Origin of the sequence: Flavobacterium agrisoli, assembly GCF_016522065.1 — a bacterium.
Taxonomy (GTDB): Bacteria; Bacteroidota; Bacteroidia; order Flavobacteriales; family Flavobacteriaceae; genus Flavobacterium; species Flavobacterium agrisoli.
This window is the reverse complement of the sequence record NZ_JAEHFV010000001.1, coordinates 1,086,528-1,107,039: the sequence shown is the minus strand read 5'-3', so window position 1 is coordinate 1,107,039 and position 20,512 is coordinate 1,086,528. Positions and strand designations below refer to the sequence as shown.

The following is a 20,512-nucleotide window of genomic DNA, read 5'->3' as shown; positions in this document are numbered from 1 at the left end:
ATCTTTTCAAATGAAAATTAAATAGTATTTTAGCCCTCTAAAAGAAACAATTTTACATTAAATAAATAAAACTATGATAATCGATTTTATAGAAAATTCGGCACGTTATGAAGGTTTGCATCCTTCTTTTAAAATAGCGTTTGATCGTTTAAAGCAACAAGACAAAGCTGCTTTAGATGGTTGGGTAGATGAAGAAAATGGCGTAAAAATGTTTGGTTTTAAGGGAGAATCCAAAACCAAAGAGAAAGCCTTAGAAACGTTTGAATGTCATGATAAAAATATTGATATTCAATTTTGTATCAGCGGGAAAGAAGGGTTTTTATGGAAACCAAGAGCCAATTGTTCAATAGCTAATGGCGATTATAATACGGAAAAAGATGTTCGTTTTTTTAATGATGCTCCCGATACGTATTTTGAATTGCAAGCCAATCAATTCGTGATTTTCTTTCCAGAAGATGTTCACGCTCCTATGATTGGAGATGCTGAGCTGAATAAAATTGTAGTGAAAGTATTGATTTAGTTGTAGAACCAAATTGTATAAAAAAGCCTTTTAAAATGTATTTGTTTTAAAAGGCTTTTTTGTTTTTAATGCGTTTTAGTTACTTTGGATAGATTATCTGGGAAATACAAATCGGATAATTGTGCAAATTCATCCCCTCGCATAAATATCGAAATGTCTACATCGGCAAAACTTTTCTTTCCGGCCGCCGCTAGTAATTCGTTAGCTGCGTGCAGTGTGTTTTTATGAAAATGATAAACCCGTTCGGACTTGTCGGTGATCACCAAACCTTTCATCAACATTTTATCTTGAGTGGCCACACCTGTTGGACATTGGTTGTTATGACAGCGTAAAGCTTGGATACAACCTAATGAAAACATAAATCCACGTGCCGAATTGCACATGTCTGCTCCCAAAGCAATGGCATGTAAAATTGAATAACCCGAAATAATTTTTCCGCTTCCGATAATTCTAATTTTATCGCGAATATTCAAATCGATTAAAGTTTTATTGACGAATATTAAAGCGGGCTCAAAAGGCATTCCTACACCATCCGAGAATTCCAAAGGAGCCGCTCCCGTTCCTCCTTCGGCGCCATCCACGGTGATAAAATCGGGGTAGCAATTTTCATTAATCATTTCGTTGCAAATGTCTTCAAATTCGGCAGTATTTCCGATACACAATTTAAAACCAATGGGTTTTCCGTTTGATAATTCGCGCAATTGTTTTATAAAATGAATTAAACCTTTAGCGTTTGAAAAAGCGGTATGCCAAGGCGGAGATAAAATTAAGGTATGGGGTTCAACTCCTCTTATTTTGGCAATTTGTTCAGTGTTTTTAGCTGCAGGAAGCACACCGCCATGTCCTGGTTTTGCGCCTTGCGACAATTTAATTTCAATCATTTTTACTTGAGCAAAATTGGCTTTTTCTCTGAATTTTTCCGGATCAAAATTGCCTTCTGGAGTTCGGCACCCAAAATAACCAGTACCAATCTGCCAAGTAATGTCCCCTCCTTGCAAATGAAATTCAGTTAAACCGCCTTCGCCTGTATTTTGATAAAAATTTCCTTTATGCGCACCAATATTTAAGGATTTAACCGCATTTTCGCTAAGCGAGCCAAAACTCATAGCCGAAATATTAAAAAGGGAAGCCGAATACGGCTGTTTACAATCGGCACCACCAACGAGTACTCTTGGCAATTCTTCGTTTACTTGAGCCGGAAAAATAGAATGTTTAATACCTTCGTAATTGGCAACGTTGAGGTTGTTTTGTGTTCCGAAAGGCGTATTAGAATCAATGTTCTTGGCTCTTTGATATACCAAAGATCGCTGGTTGCGCGAAAATGGTTTCCCGTCTGTAGAACGCTCTATGAAATATTGCTGAATTTCGGGTGCAATCATTTCAAACAAATACCGAAAATAACCCAAAACAGGAAAATTTCGTAAAATAGCATGTTTGTGTTGTAAGGTATTGTAAATGCCTACTACCAATAAAATAGGAAGCGCAATAAGTAATAAAAACCCAACTTTAAAATAGTAATATACAAATGCCGTAATTATAAAAAGGAGTATTCCGTAGATGAAAAACTTTTTTCTCATGGTAACAATAAACTTTTTGTGTCAATTTTAATTAAAACGAAGGCGTACATACACATGTTTAATGCCTTTTTTATCCGATTCTCTTTCGTCAATTTCCAGAATATCAGTAAGCGATTTTAGCATGGGAGTTAGTTTAGAAAATCCGTAATTACGAGGATCAAATTCGGGTTTTTTCTTCACAATTAAATTGCCCACATCGCCCAGAAAAGCCCAACCATCATCGTCTTCAATATCTTCAATAGTAGCTTCAATTAATTCGATAGTATCTAAATCAATTTTATTTAAGGGTTTTATAACCGGTTTTTCAACCACTTTTTTCGAATCGATTTTAGCATCCGAAGGCGAGGGCTTTGGTTTCTTTTTTTGTTTGGCACCTTCTAAAACTTCAATGTAAATAAAACGATCGCAGGCTACAATAAAAGCGCTTGGTGTTTTCTTTTCTCCAATTCCGATTACTTTCATACCCGATTCGCGTAATCGAATGGCTAATTTGGTAAAATCGCTATCGCTCGAAACAATGCAAAAACCATCTAATTTACCCGAATAAAGTAAATCCATGGCATCAATTATTAAAGCCGAATCGGATGAGTTTTTACCCGTTGTGTAACTGTATTGTTGAATAGGAGTGATGGCGTGCTCCAATAAAACGCCTTTCCAACCATTGGCATTGGGTTTGGTCCAATCGGCATAAATTCGTTTGGTGGTTGGTGTTCCAAATTTGGTGATTTCTTCCATCATTCCTTTTACATTGCTGTAAGGAACATTGTCTGCATCAATAAGTACAGCCAATTTAAGTTCTTTATTATTTTGTGACATATTTGTTAGTAGCGCTATAATTTTTATATTTTACTTTTAAAAGTACTAAAAAAATAACATTTGAACAGATTAACTTTAAATTATCAGCAACTACTTCTTTTTGAATTTGCTTTTTGTAGAAAAGAATTTGAATGAAATGGCGCTATTTTTTGTGTTAAAAGCTTGCTAGATTGTTATTGTAGGTTAAAATATTATGAAACGAACGAATTAATTTTTACTTTTGCCCGCTGTTAAAATACAACAAAAACACCACGTAATTATGGTAAAAGATTTATTCGAAAGAATTCAAAACAATAAAGGGCCATTAGGTAAATGGGCTTCACAAGCAGAGGGTTACTATGTTTTTCCTAAATTAGAAGGAGAGTTAGGCCCACGTATGGAATTTCACGGAAAGAAAATTTTGAACTGGTCAATTAACGATTATTTAGGATTGGCTAACCATCCTGAAGTTCGTAAAGCCGATACCGAAGCTGCCATTCAATTTGGTGCTGCTTACCCAATGGGAGCCCGTATGATGTCGGGACATACTACTTACCACGAACAATTAGAAAAAGAATTGGCCGAATTTGTAATGAAAGAATCGGCTTATTTATTGAATTTTGGTTACCAAGGAATGGTGTCTATTATTGATGCTTTGGTTTCTAAAAACGATATTATTGTTTATGATGTAGATTCGCACGCTTGTATTATTGATGGGGTTCGTTTGCACATGGGAAAACGTTTTACATACAAACACAATGATTTGGAAAGTATGGAAAAAAACCTGCAACGCGCTACCAAAATGGCCGAAGAAACTGGAGGCGGAATCTTATTCATTACTGAAGGGGTTTTTGGAATGCGCGGGCAACAAGGAAAATTAAAAGAAATTGTAGCGATGAAAGAAAAGTACAATTTCCGTTTATTGGTTGATGATGCGCACGGTTTTGGTACTTTGGGTAAAACAGGTGCTGGAGCTGGAGAGGAGCAAGGTTGTCAGGACGGAATTGATGTGTATTTTTCTACTTTTGCTAAATCAATGGCTAATATTGGTGCTTTCGTGGCTGCAGATAAAGACGTTATTGATTATTTAAAATACAACCTTCGTTCGCAAATGTTTGCTAAAGCGTTGCCAATGATTCAAACTATTGGTTCGTTAAAACGTTTGGAATTGTTGAAAAAATCATCTGAAATTAAAGATAAACTTTGGGAGAACGTAAATGCTTTACAAAACGGTTTGCGTGAAAAAGGATTTAATATTGGCGATACCAATACCTGTATTACTCCCGTTTATTTAGAAGGAAGTATTCCCGAAGCGATGGTAATGGTAAATGATTTGAGAGAAAACTACGGAATTTTCCTTTCGATTGTGGTTTATCCTGTGATTCCTAAAGGAATTATCTTATTACGTATGATTCCAACTGCTTCACACACTTTACAAGATATCGAAGAAACTTTGACTGCTTTTGAAGCTATTCGCGAGAAGTTGATAAACGGTACTTACAAACAAATTGCCGAAAAAACAACGGTTGATGTTTCGTAATCGCTAAAAATACCTTTCACAGCTTGTGTGGAAATTATATAAAAAAATCCAGTCTTCTTACGACTGGATTTTTTCGTTTTCAGATAACTTTACTTTACTAATAACCACTAAAACGTTACGTTATGAAAACAATATATTTACTCAGCAATATCATTTTATTTGCCATAATCGTTTCTTCTTGTAAAAAAGACGAAAAAGATAATTTAGTAGTGCCGCCTACTGCAGTAGAGGCTCCTATGGAAACGAAAAAGATTGAATGTTATCAAGCCGTTGTAGAGCAAGATACTATACTATTGACCTTAGATGTTAACAGTGTAAACGATTTTAATGGTGAACTTACTTATTCCTATTATCAGAAAGATAAAAGTTTCGGAACCTTGTTAGGAAACGTTAGAGGCGATACCATTTTTGCCGATTATACATTTCAGTCTGAAGGAAAAACATCGGTGAGGGAAATGGCTTTTCTGAAAAAAGACCCCACCACGTATGTCGAAGGTTACGGTGATATTATAGAAACCAACGAAAAGACTGTTTTTAAAGACAAAAAAGCCATTAAGTTTGATGGCAATATCATTTATAAAAAGATCAATTGTAATTAATACAAAAGACCGTTCTCTCTTCAGAAAACGGTCTTTTTATTTTGATTTTGAATGTAAAAGTATATTTTTTCGATTAAAACTGTTCTCTACCTGCAAAGTGAAAAGCACCTTCGATAGCTGCATTTTCGTCGCTATCTGAACCGTGAACCGCATTTTCTCCCAAAGAAGTAGCATATAATTTACGAATAGTTCCTTCTGCAGCCTCCGCAGGATTAGTAGCACCAATTAAAGTTCTAAAATCGCTTACTGCATTGTCTTTCTCCAAAATTGCCGCCACGATTGGACCGCGAGACATGAATTCAACTAATTCACCATAAAAAGGTCTTTCAGCATGAACAGCATAAAATGCTTTCGCATCGGCTACTGTCATTTGCGTTAATTTTAAAGAAACAATTTTGAAACCTGCTTTTGTAATCATTGCCAAGATATTGCCGATGTGTCCATTTGCAACCGCATCAGGTTTAATCATTGTGAACGTTCTATTTGTTGCCATTTGTGTATGTATTTTTAAATTTTAAACAAAAATAGACTTTTTTTATAAAATCATTTTAGTAAAATAGCAATAATAAAAGGTTAAATGTAAAAATTTGAAACTATACTTTGATAAACCATTTGTTTTGATATAAAATCCATAAAACGAGCGTCCAAAATACTGCATAAACGATTGCCGAAGCCAAGGAAGCATTCAGTGGGTTTTTAAAATAAGGCACAATTCCGAATTCGTAATAATAGCCATAAAGTGTTATATTTTCGGATTTGTTGTTTGGGTTGGCAATCAAAATTATTGACAAAGCTTGCGGAATTATTTGTGAAGCAAAAAAAACAATCATGGGATTTACGCCCCAAACTAAAAAAGGTTTGAGGCCTCTTTTGAAATTTTTAATATCAATTAGCGCATATAATAAAGATAAAATTAAGGTTGCTAATCCAGCCGTGTATAGCACATAGCTGCTCGTCCAAAGGGATTTGTTGATAGGGAAAACCGTGTTCCAACATAATCCTATGGCTATTAAACCAATCCCGATTCCGATTAATTGCTTCAAAATACGACCTTGGGTTTCTCTAACTTGTAAAAGTTGCCCAATTAAAAGTCCCAATATTCCGGTTCCGACTGCAGGCAGCGTACTTAAAATGCCTTCGGGATCCCAAGTTTTCGTGGCATGATAAACGTGTTTTTGAAGTAAAATATGGTCTAGATACGATGCCAAATTTGTGCCTATATTAAGATTGGGTGCGCCAATTCCGGGAATTGGGATTAAGGTCATCATGGCCCAGTAACCTAATAAAATGGAAGATAAGGTAATGATTTGGTATTTTAAACTGGTTTTTAAATAGAGTAGGGCTACCATAAAATAAACAATAGCAATGCGTTGTAATACTCCAGGAATACGTACTTCCTCGTAAGCGGGAAAATCGCCATAAGCCAAAATAAAATAGATAGTCAGAATTCCGAAAGCGAGGGCCGTTTTGGTTTTAGAAGCAAAATTTCCCATAAGGGCATAGCCAATCGCAATGGTGATTAATAACCGAATGAGTAACAATGGGATTCCGTCCAAACCAAAAAACGAAATTTTGCCGAAAAAATTGAAAAACAAACCCAAACCAAACATGCGAACGGAACGAACAAGTATTTTGTTGAATATGGTTTTATTGTACTGTTTTTCGGGCATGGCAAACGGAATGGCAACGCCCATAATGAATATAAAAAACGGAAAAACCAAATCGGTTGGTGTACAACCGTACCAATTAGCGTGTAATAATGGCGGATAAACATGCGACCAATCGCCGGGATTGTTCACGATTGTCATTAACATAATTGTAAGTCCACGAAAGACATCTAGCGAAATTAAGCGTTCTCTTACCATTTGATTCGGGTAAAAATGAATAAATAATTTTAAAAATCGCTATTTGGTTTAAAACGTTTTGTCTTAGGATGAGGTGGTTATTTGTATCCCAAAAACAAAACGGTATTATATGGTGATGATAGAAAAGTGATTCTCTAACGGTTGCAATTTATGAATTAAAATAGAAACTAACTCATTTCCTTTTTCTAAATAAAATTCGGAGAAATTGGCTTGACGTTCTTGTAAACTTTGGTTCGGAAATAACTCGTTTTGCAATTCGGTTACCCGTTCCAATTGGTCGTGTAATTTTCTTTTTTGTGCTTTTAACAATCGTTTTTCTAATTTTTCGAGTCCTTTTGTTTGCTTGATTTCTTGTGCTTTTACCGCACCCAAAAAGGAAGAGTCTGTTTGTTGTGCAATCTGAAATAGGTATTCAAATTGTTGCTGTAAGGATTCTTTTTGAGTTGTTAAATCAATTGGAAATTCGGAAATGCGATGTGTAATTTTGTTTTCTAAATCCGTTTGTTTAGCAAATAAATCGGCCCAGTTTAAATGGAGTTTATCTGCTTTTTTAGTTTGTTTTTCGGTTGCCAAAAGTACCGAATTGCGAACCAAAAGAATCGGAAAAGGCACTTTTACCGCATCAAAAAATGATTTTAATTCGAGCCAATAAGCAATTTCACCTCCGCCACCAATATAACTTAAATTGGGTAAAATCACTTCTTGGTATAGCGGACGCATAATCACGTTTGGACTGAATTTTTCGGGGTGTTTTTCTACTAAATCGAAAATTTCATCTTTCGAAAATTCCATTTTAGTATTGTTTATTTTGTATACATTTTGCTCAAAAACAATTCGTTCGCGTAAATTGTCTTCGATATAGAATAAATTGATTTCTCTTGGGTTTACTTGTACCGAATAATTTTCGAGTACTTTGGTTGTTTCGTTAACTTTTTCAAAAGCGATTTGCTGTGTAAGCTCTTCTTTGATATACGGAATAAATTGTCGTTTTAATTCGGCCGAATCAGCATCGAGTATCACCAACCCATACGAACCGAATAATTCATTGGCCAAATATCGGGTAGCATCGGCCAGATTATTGTGTTTTAAATAGCTGTTTTCGAACAATGATTTAAGGTAAGCAGCATTGTTGCTAGCGCCTAATTCTTTTGCATATATTTCAAAAAAATCGTCTAATCCTTCTGTAGAAAGGCGTCCAACAGGTCCAGTACTTTTGGTGTTCCATCGGAATTTTTTTCCTTTAAAATTAAAATAATTGATCTCTTCAAAATCATGATCTTCGGTCGCCATCCAATATACTGGAACAAAATTATAGGCCGGATATGCTGCTTTCAGTTGGTTGGTTAAATTTAGTGTTGAAATAATTTTGTATAAAAAATACAGAGGTCCCGAAAACAAATTGAGTTGGTGACCGGTGGTGACAGTAAAAGTAGTATTGGCTTTTAACGAATCAATATTTTGTTGGGTAAAATGCGAAATAGAAAGTTGACTGTATTGTTTTTGCAAAACAGTTACCAAAAGGGAACGATGATTTTGATTAAAAGCGACTTCTTTTTCGGCTATTTGTTCTTTGAAGTTTTCTAAGGTAGGAAACCGATTGTAGAGGTCTTTTAGATGGGTTTTTTGGTCTAAATAATCAGTAATTAAGTTGGAAAAATATCCTGAATTTTGATAGCTGATACAGTCGGTAGGCATAAAAATTATTTTAATGCTAAAATAACAAAAATTATGACTGACTTTTGTTAAAATAAAAAGGTTGCCTTTTGACGGGCAACCTCTCTACTAAAATCAAAAAATTTAATTAGAGTGCATACGTTGTCATTCTAAAATTACTTGCAGCACTTGTAAATGTCCAGATAACATTACTATAAGTTATCTTAAATGATTCTTTTTTAACATACAAACCGCTTGGGTTGGTAAGTTGGTCGTCTAACTCTTTCAAGAAAGCCACATTAGCAGCGGATTGTGTCCAGCCAACATTGGTTAAAATAATGGTTTTATTGGCAGCATCTTCTTTAGTGGTTACTAAATGCGATATGGTTGCTTTTCCTCCGTTAAATAAATACTGTATATAAGTACCATTTGTAGCATTGTTAAATACAATTTGAATACGAGCTAAGGACTGAGTAGCCGGTAAAGTTGCATTTACTTTATTTACAAGGTCTTTGAACATTTTGGAATTGCTTGGTGCAGTATATAAGTTGGCAGAAATATAACCATAAACACTTTGTGGGTTACCTGGTAATAATGCTTTATAGTCATCCGTGATTACTAAAGGTTTAGTCGAATATTTAATAGTAGCACTTACACCGTTTGTTCCTGTAGCTGTAAAACTACCATCAAGATCATTGTATACGAAATTGGATAACTTTTGACCTCCAACTTCTACTGCAGGACTAATAATGATTCCGTTTGGAGCATAACCCACTCCCATTTCATAGGTAAATGAATAACCCGATTCAATTGAATTAGCCTCTGCGAAACGAGTTACTTCGGAAAAAGTAAAATCAAATTGATGTGTTGTCGTACCGTCGGTTGTTTCGAGTAACCGGAAAAGCGGACGAGAATCGCTTCCTACTACATTTTTAATCATATCGATGTTTTTAGGCAAATCGGTCCAATCTTGAGGGGTTGCTTTTACAAAACGCAATTCGTGATTGTTTCGGTTGGTTTTAAAAACAATATCGCCATTTTCCTCTCCGTAATATAAAAATTGGAAATCGCCTAAATACCCTTTGCTTCGTAAGGCAGCGATTGGATAATTATCGGATTCGGACAAAAGATGGATTCGGTTTTTAGTAGTAAACACCAAACTTACGGTACTTCCTAATTGAATTTGATATTCGCTGTTGTACACTTTGGTATCGGCATCAAAATCAGAGGCCATTTGAACGGTACCATCCGAAGCAAATTTAAATAAGTGTGTGTAGCCACCTAAAACACTGTCATATGTAAAATAAACAGCTTTCCAACCGTTTTCAGAAGAAAGTAACAAATCATTTAATTCTTTTTTTTGCGCATTCAAACGCTCGGTTGGTGTTTCCTCAAACAGCTGCTCCGCATCGGTATTGCTACAGGCCGCAAGTAGTAAAACTATAAAACCGGCAAGTAAAAACTGGATAATATTTTTAGCTTTCATAATTAGAAAATTTAATTAATTATTTATAACAGCATTTGTGTTTTTCTCGGCTTCATCACGTAAGGCATAAAAGTCCATATCAAAAGCATCTTTAAAGTATTTTACCACTATCGCTTCTTTAGCTTTTAGTGCCGCCAAAGCTGTTGGACTTTTTATTCCTGCTAAAAAGGCAGCGTATTCTGCTTTGGAGCTAATTAAGATCATAGAGGCTGTTTCGGCAAAATCTTCGTTAATGTTAGATCGTGCATAACTGGTTATGAAACCCAATTCGTTTGACGATGCAATGGTATAATTGTACCAATCGGCAGTATACCCAACAGGCGTGATAACCGACCATGATTTTTCGTCAAAAGGTTTGTTTTGATTTAAAATATGAATGTACTCGTGCTGAATGGTGTGTATAAATTGTTTGATATTGTTTCTGTTTGTTTTGTCAATATAATCCGTCTCAAACAAGGTAACACGTTGACCACCTTCGGCAATTCCTAAGGTTTTAGTTCCTACACTATTTAAGTTAACACCACCTACTAATACAATTTCACGAGGTGCAATTATTTTGACAAAATTGGTTCCTCCGATTGTTTTATAACTGTCCAACCAGATTTTTTTAACAATTTCTAATGCGGGTTGTACTTTGTTAACTGCTGGTGGATATAAAAAACGGCTTACATCAACAGTGTTTTGGTTCCATTTGTATTGTACATTAATATTGTAGGGATTTAAGTAATTATCGCCAATCCAATTGTCTAACGTTGTTTTGGAAGGCTGATTAAAGTCGAGCTGACTTTCGGTAGGTTGTTCTTCGTGCGAGCAAGAACTTAGAGCCGCTAGTGTTAAAAACAAAAAGGCTATTTTATTGTATTTTAATGCTTTCATAATCGTTCAAATTTTACAAATTATCTTGGATTTAATTCAATACCAGTAGTAGAAGCATGAAGTGGTATTTGTAAGGCTCTACGGTTGTCATCTTTGGCTAAAACATTTGTAGGTTTGTTGTAGCTTTCATGATTGACCACGATGTTAAAACGTTTTACATCAAACCATCTCATTCCTTCGTGAATAAAATCCCTACGTCTTGCTTCGGCAATCGCTTTTATGTAAGACGTTTGAACGGGTGTCATGTTGTAAAAAGGAGTATATTCATCCGCAATGACCGGATATTTGGCTACTACTTTCGCTTCAGTTAATTTATCGGTTGTTGGATTGTAACCAACTGCTCGGGTTGATAAAAAGTATTCTAATTCCTGTGTAGCCAAATCAATTTGACCCGCCATTACATGGGCTTCAATTCGGTTTAAGAAGAACTCATCATTACTTAATAATACTTCGGCTACATAAGGTTCGCCAATTCCGGCGGTTACGTTTGTATATTTGAAATATTCATAAAATTTAGGCATGAATACGGTAATACTGCTGTTATACGAGTAAAAATTGAATAACCAACTTTTGTTAAATAAACTGGTACTAGAACCTAAAATTTCAGAATAACGCGCTCCCGATAAATAATACCTGCTTTGAGAAGCCGATCTCATAATGATTGAATTGGCTGAAACAAGCAATAAATTGGTTGGAGCATCACTAGCAGCGTAAGCAACACGTTGTTGATCTGCTGTCATTAAATCATAAGAAGCAAAATCACGAAGTCTACCTTCTGGTCTAGAACCCAAATCGTTTGATAAATCAATTACTTTTTGCCAATCTCCTTTAATTAAATAGAAGCGGCTAGCAAATGCTTTAGCTGCATCTTTATTGAAATGAAATTTAGGTTCTTTGTAATCGTTGGTAACCAAGGGCAAACCTTCGGTAATGTCGGCCTCAATAAAATCAAAAACTTCTTGAACGCTATTTCTTTCATAGGATGCCAATAAAGAAGTTTCGGGTGCAGTTACATACGGAATTCCCATATCTGTGCTAGCTGTAGCCGGATTGTATCGTTGTGACCAAAGTGATACCAACATATAATGAGAATACGCTCTAGCCAATAAAGCTTCTCCTTTTTGCGGATTTAAATTGCTCGGACTTCCTAATTCTTCAATGGCTTGTAAAGCCGTATTGGCATGCGCAATAGCTCTGTAGCATGCATCCCAATAATAAGCTTGTGTGTCAATATTATTGGTTTCGGTTTGAATTTCCCAATTGTAATTTTGCTCGTTTTTTTGCAAAGTTTCGGCCATTCCGCTATCAAAAACGTTATCCGACATGGTTTCGGCAATGTCAAAATAACTCATCTGAGGATAGGCGTAGACTAAAATTTCAGAAATTTTTTCGGGTGTATTAATTTCGGTTCGGTTATCTGGTTTTTCAGACAAGAAATCATCACAACTACTCACACTTATAAGTAGTAACATTAAATATAGTGGGTTTAATTTTTTCATACTCATGAATTGTTAAAATGAAATGTTTAAAGCAAGTGTGTACTGTGTAGTTACCGGCATGGCAACACCACCGCTGTTACGGAATTCAGGATCTTGGCCGTTCAGTTTTTTATCTGAATAAATTAACCAAGGGTTTACTGATGAGGCTCTTAATGTGAAAGCGTTTACTCCTAAGTCTTTTTTGAAATTACTTGGGAATTCCCAGCTTAACGAAATGTTTTTTAATCGAACAAAATCACCATCGGCAATTCTAACATCCGAGTAATTGTAAGTGTTGTATGCTCTTGCTAAGGTTCTTGCACCTCCGTAATTAGAATTTAAACGTTGATCGGCAATAACAGGAACATTCGTGAAGTTTTCGTCGCCAGGATTAATCCAACGGTTGGTGAAGTCTTTGGTAAATACTGTTAAATCATCATAAGTACTGTCGTAAATAGGATTTAAACGAACTTTGTTTCCACCCGATCCTACAAAAAACACATACAAAGACCAATTTTTATAAGTAAACGTGTTGGCCAAACCAATCGATTTATTAGGTTCTATTGAACCTTCGTATTTCAAGTAATCGGTCACATTTTGATTGTCTTGAAAATCGGCACCCGTAATATTATCGGTTTCACCATCAGGCATAATAAAAGTAGGTAAACCTTGATCGTTCAATCCTGTAAATTGATAAGAATAGATAGAATTACGAGGATGTCCTACTGTATTTCCGCCATTACCATCAATTAAATCAAAAACAGTTGGTTTGTTTTCCAATTTCGTGATTTCTTGGTGGTATACTGAGAAATTTAAAGTAGTTGACCATTTAAAGTTATCAGAGTTGATATTTTTAGTAGTAAAACCAACTTCGATACCTTTGGTTTCCATATTTGCATTATTACCTTGTTTGATGCGTTGTCCGCCAACTCCAGAAGTAATTACGTAATCTACCAAGTCAAATGCTTTACGACGGTAAATATCTGTAGTAAGTTGTAAACGGTTGTTGAACATTCCTAAATCAACTCCTAAGTTGGTTTCAAATTGTTTTTCCCAAGTTAAGTCACCATTTTGTAATTCGTCAATTTGAATTCCAGTTTCTCTATCATCTAAACTAAAACGATCAGTAACATAACTTCTGTAAATAGCTAATGAATTGGTTGCTGGACCTGCTGTAGCTGTTAGTCCATAAGAACCTCTAACACTTAAATTGTTGATAGATTCTACGTTTTGCATAAAACTTTCTTCCGAAATATTCCACTTTCCACTGAATGTGTAGGTTGGTAACCATCTCGAAGATCCACTGTCGCCTTGTCTGTTAGATCCGTCATAACGACCAGTAACGGATGCAGTGTAACGACGATCAAAAGTATAACCTACTTTTCCGAAGAAACCAACGGTTCTTTCTTTTTCTTCGTTAAAACCAAAATACGAATCACCTCCATTGATGATTTTTTCGATAATTCTAGGATCGGTAAAAGCCGTTAAACCTCTGTCAAATTGAATACCTGCAGCCGTAAAATTATCGCTACTACGGTCTACAACACGCATTTCAGTTCCAAAAAAGCCTTCCACTTCGTGTTTGTCGTTAAAAGTATTTCGGTAATTGATACTGTTTCTAAGGTTATAAGAAGTCATGTCGTTGGTGAATTTTCTTAAAAACCCGCCATTTGGTAAAACGGATACTTTTGGAGCCGTTAAATCGTTTGGATCTTGGTATAAAAAGATGTTTTGATCTCTTACTAAGGTATTTACACCATCTTCACCTTCGGGAGTTCCGGCTCTGTAAGCACCTACTACGTTAGAGTTCTCTAAGATTTTATGTTCGCGACTGGTATTGGCATATCGCGCCGAACCGGTTAGGTTGTAGGTTAAATGCGGATTTATTTTGTAATCCAAATCCAATTGAAAGCGAATGTCTTTTACTTCAATTTCCATGAAGTTATTTTCCAATTCGTTCAAAATGTTCATTTTGGCCCAGTTATTACGGTAATATTCTAAATTTCCGTTGTCGTCGTAAGGTCTTAATGTTCTGCTAGTATTTAAAACGTAGTTAAATGGGTTAATGTCAAAATCACGAGTTACTTTTCCAAAAACCACATCTTTTTCGCTTTCATAACTTCCTGGTGCTTCTTGATCACGAACCGAAGCCAAAGTAGACAGCGTTACGTTTAATTTATCGTTTATAAAAAAAGTGCCTTTAATGTTGGAAGAAAGTTGGTGCACTTTGTCCGCAATGGTCCATCCCGGATCGGTATAGTACCCTAAAGAAGCATAAAAAGTATTGTTTTTTCCACCTCCAGAAAAACTCAACGAATGATTTTGAGTAATCGACGGACGGAATAAAACGTTAAACCAATCGGTATTAGCCAATTCGTATTTCTTTAAAAAATTATTTCGGCTAACAGGATCGTTATTTACTAAATAACCACCAGTTTCGGGCACAAAAGTATTGATGGCTCTTCCTAAAATATTATAAGCACCGCCATATCGACCGTTTACTGTTGATGGCAAGTCTAAATATCCTTTAGACTCCATTTCTTTAAAAATACTCATCGATTCTTGCGAATTCAAGATGTCAAATTGGTTGTAGTTGGGTACAGTTCTAACGGATTGCTCTAACGAATACGTAACTTTTAAAGGCGCATCACGTCGACCTTGTTTGGTAGTTACTACAACAACACCGTTCAAAGATCTCGAACCATAAATCGAAGTTGCCGATGCATCTTTAAGAATTTCGATACTTTGAATATCGTTGGCATTAAGACCTGCAATAGAAGAACTTAATAGTGTTTCAGAATTTCCAGAAGCCAAATCAGCAAAAGATAAATTAATGATGTCTTCTTGAACTACACCATCAATAACCCAAAGTGGTTTGGTATCACCAAAAATAGAAGAAGATCCGCGAACGGTAATTTTAGGTGCTGTACCAAAAGTTCCGGTAACGTTTTGTACCGTTACACCGGCTGCTTTTCCTTCTATCATACGGCTCACATCCACCACACCATCTACTTTTAATTCGGCTGCACTAATTTTGCTAACAGCACCTGTAAAAGTTCGTTTTGATGTTTTTTCATAACCCGTTGTGATTACCACTTCGTTTAAGTTCTGACCCAATTCAGGTAATACCACGGTAACATAATCACCCGTAGCATCAATTTCTTTGGATTGCATTCCAATATAGCTAATAACTAATTTTGTGCTATTGGCCGGCATATCAATGGAAAAATTTCCATCAAAATCGGTTAAAACGGCTAATTTGGTGTCTTTCACCATTACAGTAGCTCCCGGAAGCGGATTGCCTAATTGGTCTACTACTTTTCCTTTTACGGTTAAAAATATAGGTTTAGAAGTAGCAAACGGCGACTGAAATAACGCCTCGCTCGTTTCTTTCTTCGTGTTGTTTTGTAAAACAATTTGATTACTTACTTCTGCAAAACCGATATGTAATGGTTTTAAAATTTCATCTAAAACAATCGAAAGCCTTTGATCGGTAGCCGAAAAAGTAATTCGTTGGTTGAGTTGTGATATCCTTGAGTTATACGAAAATTTTACATTCGCAGATTTTTCAATCTTTGATAACGCATCGGTTAAACTCAAATTAGTGATCGAAATGGTAACTTTTGTATCTAATTTTTTTTGCCCCTTGACACTATTGGCCATCATAACGGTCGAAAATACAAAAGCCAATACCATTTGAAAGAATGTTATTTTCATGATTCGATAGAGTAATCGTTGTGTAACAACAGGTTTTTTCATAATTTTGGGTTTGTTTTAATTAATACTTTTTAGACAGGTGTTTTTTAAAAAAACGCTTCAAAAAGCTTTTTACAGAAAGCATTTTTGATTCCAATTAAGCACCGATTTGTTACAGCATTTCGGTGCATTTTTTTAATCATTATTACATAGGCAATTTTTTTAGTTGCATCCCTCTGAAGAGATGATAATTACGTTTCCATTCATTTCGTAGGTGGTGTTATTTCCTAAACTTTTACAAATAATTTTTAGTTTTTCTGGCAAAGGTTGATCGCTTAACGAAGTAGTTAAATGACAATTTTTTAAAGCTTCTTTTGGAAAATCAATTTCAACTTGGTAGGCTTGTTCTATCGTTTTAAATATTTGATTAACCGGAATATCTGTGAATTCAAAACTAAGCTGTTCAATATTTTTGGTTGCTTGTTTCAAAATAACATCTTTAGTAATATCGGTTATTTTGTCAAATTTGGCCGTTTGTCTTACAAAACGGATGGCTTCGTTAGGCAATAAAGTAACTTCTTCCTTGTTGGTTTTTGAGTTTTCATTGTTAGATGTTACTTTAACTTTTCCGGTGCGTACAATTACTTCTACGTTTGGTTGGTTTTCAAAAGCACAAATTCGGAAACTAGTTCCCACTACTTTGGTAATAACTTCATTAGCAAAAACATAAAAAGGTTTTTTCTTGTTTTTACTTATCTCAAAAAAGGCTTCACCAGACAAATACACTTTTCGTTCGGTTGTGCTAAAAATTTTAGGGTAACTTATTTTACTTTCGGGTTGTAATAAAACGGAACTTCCGTCAGATAAGGTTATAATTTGAGGGTTTTTAGAATTGTTGGTTTGTTCTACCAGTCCTTCATTATTTTCAATTATTAATTCTTCATAAACAGTCTCACTTTCGGTAGTGTACACAAAATGTTTGAATCCCCATGCAATAGAAAGTAGGATTAGGAATAAAGCAGCTGTATTTTTGAACCAAGGAGCATTCCATATTTTTATTCTAGTATTTTCGGTATGGTGAAGAGTTGCTTCTTTAGTTGCAATGCGGTTCCAAGTTTGTTGAAGGGCAGAGGAAACCGTACTTTGTAATACGGGAGTTTGATCCACCTTCATGGCCAAAATACAAATACGAGCTTCTTCTACTAGTTTGGCTCTTTCGGGATGTTCAACAGTCCACCTTTCCCAATTCTCCGAATTTGTATTGTGTAGAATCCATTGACGAAACGATTTATCGTCTAAAAAGTCTTCTACTTGAGTATATTGATTCCGATTTTGCATCTTTTAGTATGTGGGTTATATTTACTAAAAGGACACTATCGCGATTATATACTCATTTAATTAAGATTTTTTTTAAAATTAATTAATGTTTTTTTAAAATTTAAATAAACGATGTAGTTAGGAATATCAAAATAACTAAGTTTTCTTTCCATTCGGAACGTAGTTTTTGTATTGCTCTAAATAAGATATTGGTAGCCGATTGGTAATTAACCGACATAATTTCGGCAATTTGATTAACCGATAATTGTTCGTGATACCGCAAAAACAAGGCTTCTTTTTGTCTTGATGGTAAGTTGTTAATATAGGTATTTAGTTTTAGCACTTTTTCAGCCGTAACTTCATCTTCAATTAATTGCTGCTCAATCGAAAAATCGAATAAAAATTCGGTCGTATCAATATTTTGTTCTTTTTTAAAAAATGAATCTCGTTGGTATAATCGTGCTATGCGTTTGCGAACACTACTAAGTAAATAGGCTTTAATACAAACTTGTTCTGATAAATTGGCTCGGTAAACCCAAATATCAGTAAAAACATCTTGCACACAATCTTGCACGCGTTCGCTATGTGCGCATAAAGAATTTCCATAGCGCACTAAATCAGCATAATATTTCTCAAATAATTTAGAAAAAGCTTGTTCATCTCCAGATTTCAAATTCATCCATAAGATGTTGTCATCTAAAATGTATTTTGGGTTTAGTTGGATTTTCAATTTAAAATTTGGGTTAGTTAAGTTTTAAGATAATGTTAATCAGGGCGTAATTTTACGTTTTTTTTAACATAAACCAAATTTTTTATTGTTTTCGACGGCGATTTGTGATATTAATAATTTAGTCTTTGTTTTTTTTTATTGTAAAAAAATATTGCGCCATAAAATATTAAATCGAAATATTTGCCTCTTTCAAAAATAAGAATGACTTTTGTGCAATTTTTTAACAATTTTATTAAATGGAAGCAGGTTCTAAGAAGGTAAATTCTATTAAACATGTACTTTTTGGGAGTTTAATTGGTACGACCATCGAATTTTTTGATTTTTATATTTATGCCAATGCAGCCGTGTTGGTTTTTCCGCAATTATTTTTTCCAGGAGCAAATGCAACGGTAGCCACTTTAGAATCGTTGGCTACTTTTTCAATCGCATTCTTATCTCGCCCATTGGGTTCGGCTTTTTTTGGACATTATGGCGATAAAGTGGGCCGTAAATTTACCTTAGTTGCCGCCTTGTTAACCATGGGGATTTCAACGGTGAGTATTGGTTTTCTGCCTAGTTATGCGAGTATTGGGGTAGCAGCTCCTATTTTATTAATGCTGTGTCGTTTTGGGCAAGGTGTAGGTCTTGGCGGAGAGTGGGGAGGAGCGGTTTTATTGGCCATCGAAAATGCACCACCAAACAAAAGAGCTTGGTACGGAATGTTTCCGCAATTAGGAGCACCAATAGGTCTGCTCCTTTCAGGAGGCACTTTTTTATTATTGACAGACGCAATGTCTACCGAAGATTTTATGGATTACGGTTGGCGAATTCCGTTTATTGCCAGTTCTCTTTTGGTCATTATAGGTTTTTATATTCGAACTAAAATTAGCGAAACACCATCATTTGAGAATGCTAAAAACGAGCATGAAGAAGTGAAAATTCCGTTTGTAACCGTTTTTAAAGAATATAAAAATCAATTGATTTTCGGGACCTTGGCAGCAATCACTACTTTTTTGGTTTTCTATTTAATGACCGTTTTCATGCTGAATTGGAATACTAAGAGTGTTGGTTTTACCAATCGCGAGGCGTTGTTGATTCAGTTGTTTTCGGTGTTGTTTTTTGCCATTTTTATTCCGATATCGGCTTTGGTTGCCGATAAAATTGGTCGAAGAAAAATGTTGATTAATACTACTGTTGCCATTGCAATATTTGGTTTTTCCTTTCCTTTTTTCTTAAACTCGGGTAGCACCTTTTTAGTAACTTTTTTTGTGTGCTTAGGCATGTCATTGATGGGGTTCATTTACGGTCCGGTAGGAACATTTTTATCTGAATTATTTCCGACAAGCGTTCGTTACACAGGAGCTTCCTTAACTTTTAATATGGCTGGAATTTTGGGTGCGGCTTTTGCGCCTATGGTTGCCATTTGGTTATCTGACAAATACGGGATTGGTTCAGTAGGGATGTATCTCACGATTGCGGCCTGTATTTCGTTGGTTTCTTTACTGGTGATTAGTAAGGAGGAGCATAAGTTTTAAGTGTTTTTTTAATGTTTAAACCAGTGATGTAAAAAGTTACTGCTTTTTTTGCAGATTTAAAAAGTATTTAGATACTTGTCTAAGTATATAAATGGTTATGAATGATATCATTAAAGCACTAAATAAAGCAATTCGTTGATTATAACGAGTATTACCATAAAATATCTAGTTTTAACAAAATTTCTTTATTTAATTTTCCTGTGAATACTTTTTACATTAGTGAATTTTATATTGAGGAGGGAATTAATATTAACGAGTTAAACGATAATGCTATATCTTTGATTTTAAATTGGATAGAAAAGTCTTGTATAGAAGATAAAGACTTTGATTTGGTAGGTGGTGGTGCCGGGACTATATTATATTTAATAAAACTGTACGATAGAATTAAAAATAATAGAATTTTGAAATTATGTGAAATCATTGCAGAAAATATTATTGATAAAGCTAAAGTAATTGATAATAATCAAATTTGCTGGCTTTCAAAGTTTGAGAAAGCATCTACAGGTTTTTTTACAGGTACCTCAGGTATAGGAAATACACTTTTGAATATTGAAAATGGTAATTTTACTGCTAAATTATTTAGATAGGTATGTTGTATAAAAAGTATTTTTTTTTAGTTGTTTTACAATCCTTTGCTCAGAAATTTTTTCCAAGTATTTCGGCCAGAGTTGATACTTCGAAAACTTCAATAAAAAAGGTGTATTTATTATACACTAGTTATCTTAATTCGAGACCTGATAGTATTTATAAAAATCCATACTGGAATTCCAAAGAAGTTGAATATTTTATGCAAAATAAAAAATATAAAATAGATAGATCAGCTAATTTAATGTTTGTTTATAGTGGTTCACAAAAGTATTATAGTT

At 34.8% G+C, this 20,512-nt stretch carries 16 protein-coding genes; 5 read left to right on the top strand and 11 right to left on the bottom strand.

What is annotated here, in order from left to right:
• Positions 1–73: 73 nt before the first annotated feature.
• The gene (locus I5M07_RS04730) at positions 74–520 is read left to right on the top strand and encodes a YhcH/YjgK/YiaL family protein (protein ID WP_200105042.1); all 447 of its coding nucleotides are present in this window, start codon (positions 74–76) and stop codon (positions 518–520) included.
• Positions 521–585: 65 nt separating this feature from the next.
• Here the strand turns inward: I5M07_RS04730 and I5M07_RS04725 are convergent, their stop codons facing one another.
• Both I5M07_RS04725 and I5M07_RS04720 read right to left on the bottom strand, forming a co-directional pair.
• Positions 586–2,097 carry an FMN-binding glutamate synthase family protein gene (locus tag I5M07_RS04725; protein WP_200105041.1) on the bottom strand — a complete coding sequence of 504 codons (1,512 nt, stop codon included), beginning with the start codon at positions 2,095–2,097 and terminating at the stop codon, positions 586–588.
• Between the two features lie 27 nt (positions 2,098–2,124).
• The gene (locus I5M07_RS04720) at positions 2,125–2,913 is read right to left on the bottom strand and encodes an NYN domain-containing protein (protein ID WP_200105040.1); all 789 of its coding nucleotides are present in this window, start codon (positions 2,911–2,913) and stop codon (positions 2,125–2,127) included.
• Positions 2,914–3,172: 259 nt separating this feature from the next.
• Between I5M07_RS04720 and I5M07_RS04715 the strand changes: the two genes are divergently transcribed.
• Both I5M07_RS04715 and I5M07_RS04710 read left to right on the top strand, forming a co-directional pair.
• Positions 3,173–4,432: an aminotransferase class I/II-fold pyridoxal phosphate-dependent enzyme gene (locus I5M07_RS04715; protein WP_200105039.1), complete on the top strand. Its 1,260-nt coding sequence runs from the start codon at positions 3,173–3,175 to the stop codon at positions 4,430–4,432.
• 122 nt (positions 4,433–4,554) lie between these two features.
• Entirely contained in the window at positions 4,555–5,031 is a 477-nt protein-coding gene (locus I5M07_RS04710; RefSeq protein ID WP_200105038.1) for a hypothetical protein, read from the top strand.
• Positions 5,032–5,104: 73 nt separating this feature from the next.
• On the opposite strand, the gene I5M07_RS04705 is transcribed toward I5M07_RS04710, so the two are convergent.
• The 9 genes from I5M07_RS04705 to I5M07_RS04665 form a co-directional block, all read right to left on the bottom strand.
• On the bottom strand, positions 5,105–5,524 hold the full coding sequence (locus tag I5M07_RS04705; protein ID WP_200105037.1) for a nucleoside-diphosphate kinase: 420 nt from the start codon (positions 5,522–5,524) through the stop codon (positions 5,105–5,107).
• 100 nt (positions 5,525–5,624) lie between these two features.
• A complete protein-coding gene (locus I5M07_RS04700) occupies positions 5,625–6,896 on the bottom strand; it encodes an acyltransferase family protein (RefSeq protein WP_200105036.1) in 1,272 nt (423 codons plus the stop codon).
• A gap of 105 nt (positions 6,897–7,001) precedes the next feature.
• Positions 7,002–8,591: a bacillithiol biosynthesis cysteine-adding enzyme BshC gene (gene bshC / locus I5M07_RS04695; protein ID WP_200105035.1), complete on the bottom strand. Its 1,590-nt coding sequence runs from the start codon at positions 8,589–8,591 to the stop codon at positions 7,002–7,004.
• Positions 8,592–8,697: 106 nt separating this feature from the next.
• The gene (locus I5M07_RS04690; protein ID WP_200105034.1) at positions 8,698–10,035 is read right to left on the bottom strand and encodes a DUF4302 domain-containing protein; all 1,338 of its coding nucleotides are present in this window, start codon (positions 10,033–10,035) and stop codon (positions 8,698–8,700) included.
• A gap of 15 nt (positions 10,036–10,050) precedes the next feature.
• On the bottom strand, positions 10,051–10,911 hold the full coding sequence (locus tag I5M07_RS04685) for a substrate import-associated zinc metallohydrolase lipoprotein (RefSeq protein ID WP_200105033.1): 861 nt from the start codon (positions 10,909–10,911) through the stop codon (positions 10,051–10,053).
• A gap of 20 nt (positions 10,912–10,931) precedes the next feature.
• Complete coding sequence (locus I5M07_RS04680; protein ID WP_200105032.1) at positions 10,932–12,410, bottom strand: RagB/SusD family nutrient uptake outer membrane protein; 1,479 nt, start codon at positions 12,408–12,410, stop codon at positions 10,932–10,934.
• Positions 12,411–12,422: 12 nt separating this feature from the next.
• Positions 12,423–16,148 (bottom strand): SusC/RagA family TonB-linked outer membrane protein, encoded by a 3,726-nt coding sequence (locus tag I5M07_RS04675; RefSeq protein WP_200105031.1) that lies wholly within the window; start codon positions 16,146–16,148, stop codon positions 12,423–12,425.
• Positions 16,149–16,307: 159 nt separating this feature from the next.
• Complete coding sequence (locus I5M07_RS04670) at positions 16,308–17,423, bottom strand: FecR family protein (protein ID WP_200105030.1); 1,116 nt, start codon at positions 17,421–17,423, stop codon at positions 16,308–16,310.
• A 100-nt stretch (positions 17,424–17,523) separates the two neighbouring features.
• On the bottom strand, positions 17,524–18,132 hold the full coding sequence (locus I5M07_RS04665) for an RNA polymerase sigma factor (RefSeq protein ID WP_233621942.1): 609 nt from the start codon (positions 18,130–18,132) through the stop codon (positions 17,524–17,526).
• Positions 18,133–18,368: 236 nt separating this feature from the next.
• Between I5M07_RS04665 and I5M07_RS04660 the strand changes: the two genes are divergently transcribed.
• Complete coding sequence (locus tag I5M07_RS04660; protein WP_200105029.1) at positions 18,369–19,646, top strand: MFS transporter; 1,278 nt, start codon at positions 18,369–18,371, stop codon at positions 19,644–19,646.
• A gap of 200 nt (positions 19,647–19,846) precedes the next feature.
• Positions 19,847–20,233 carry a lanthionine synthetase LanC family protein gene (locus I5M07_RS04655; protein WP_200105028.1) on the top strand — a complete coding sequence of 129 codons (387 nt, stop codon included), beginning with the start codon at positions 19,847–19,849 and terminating at the stop codon, positions 20,231–20,233.
• Positions 20,234–20,512 lie beyond the last annotated feature (279 nt).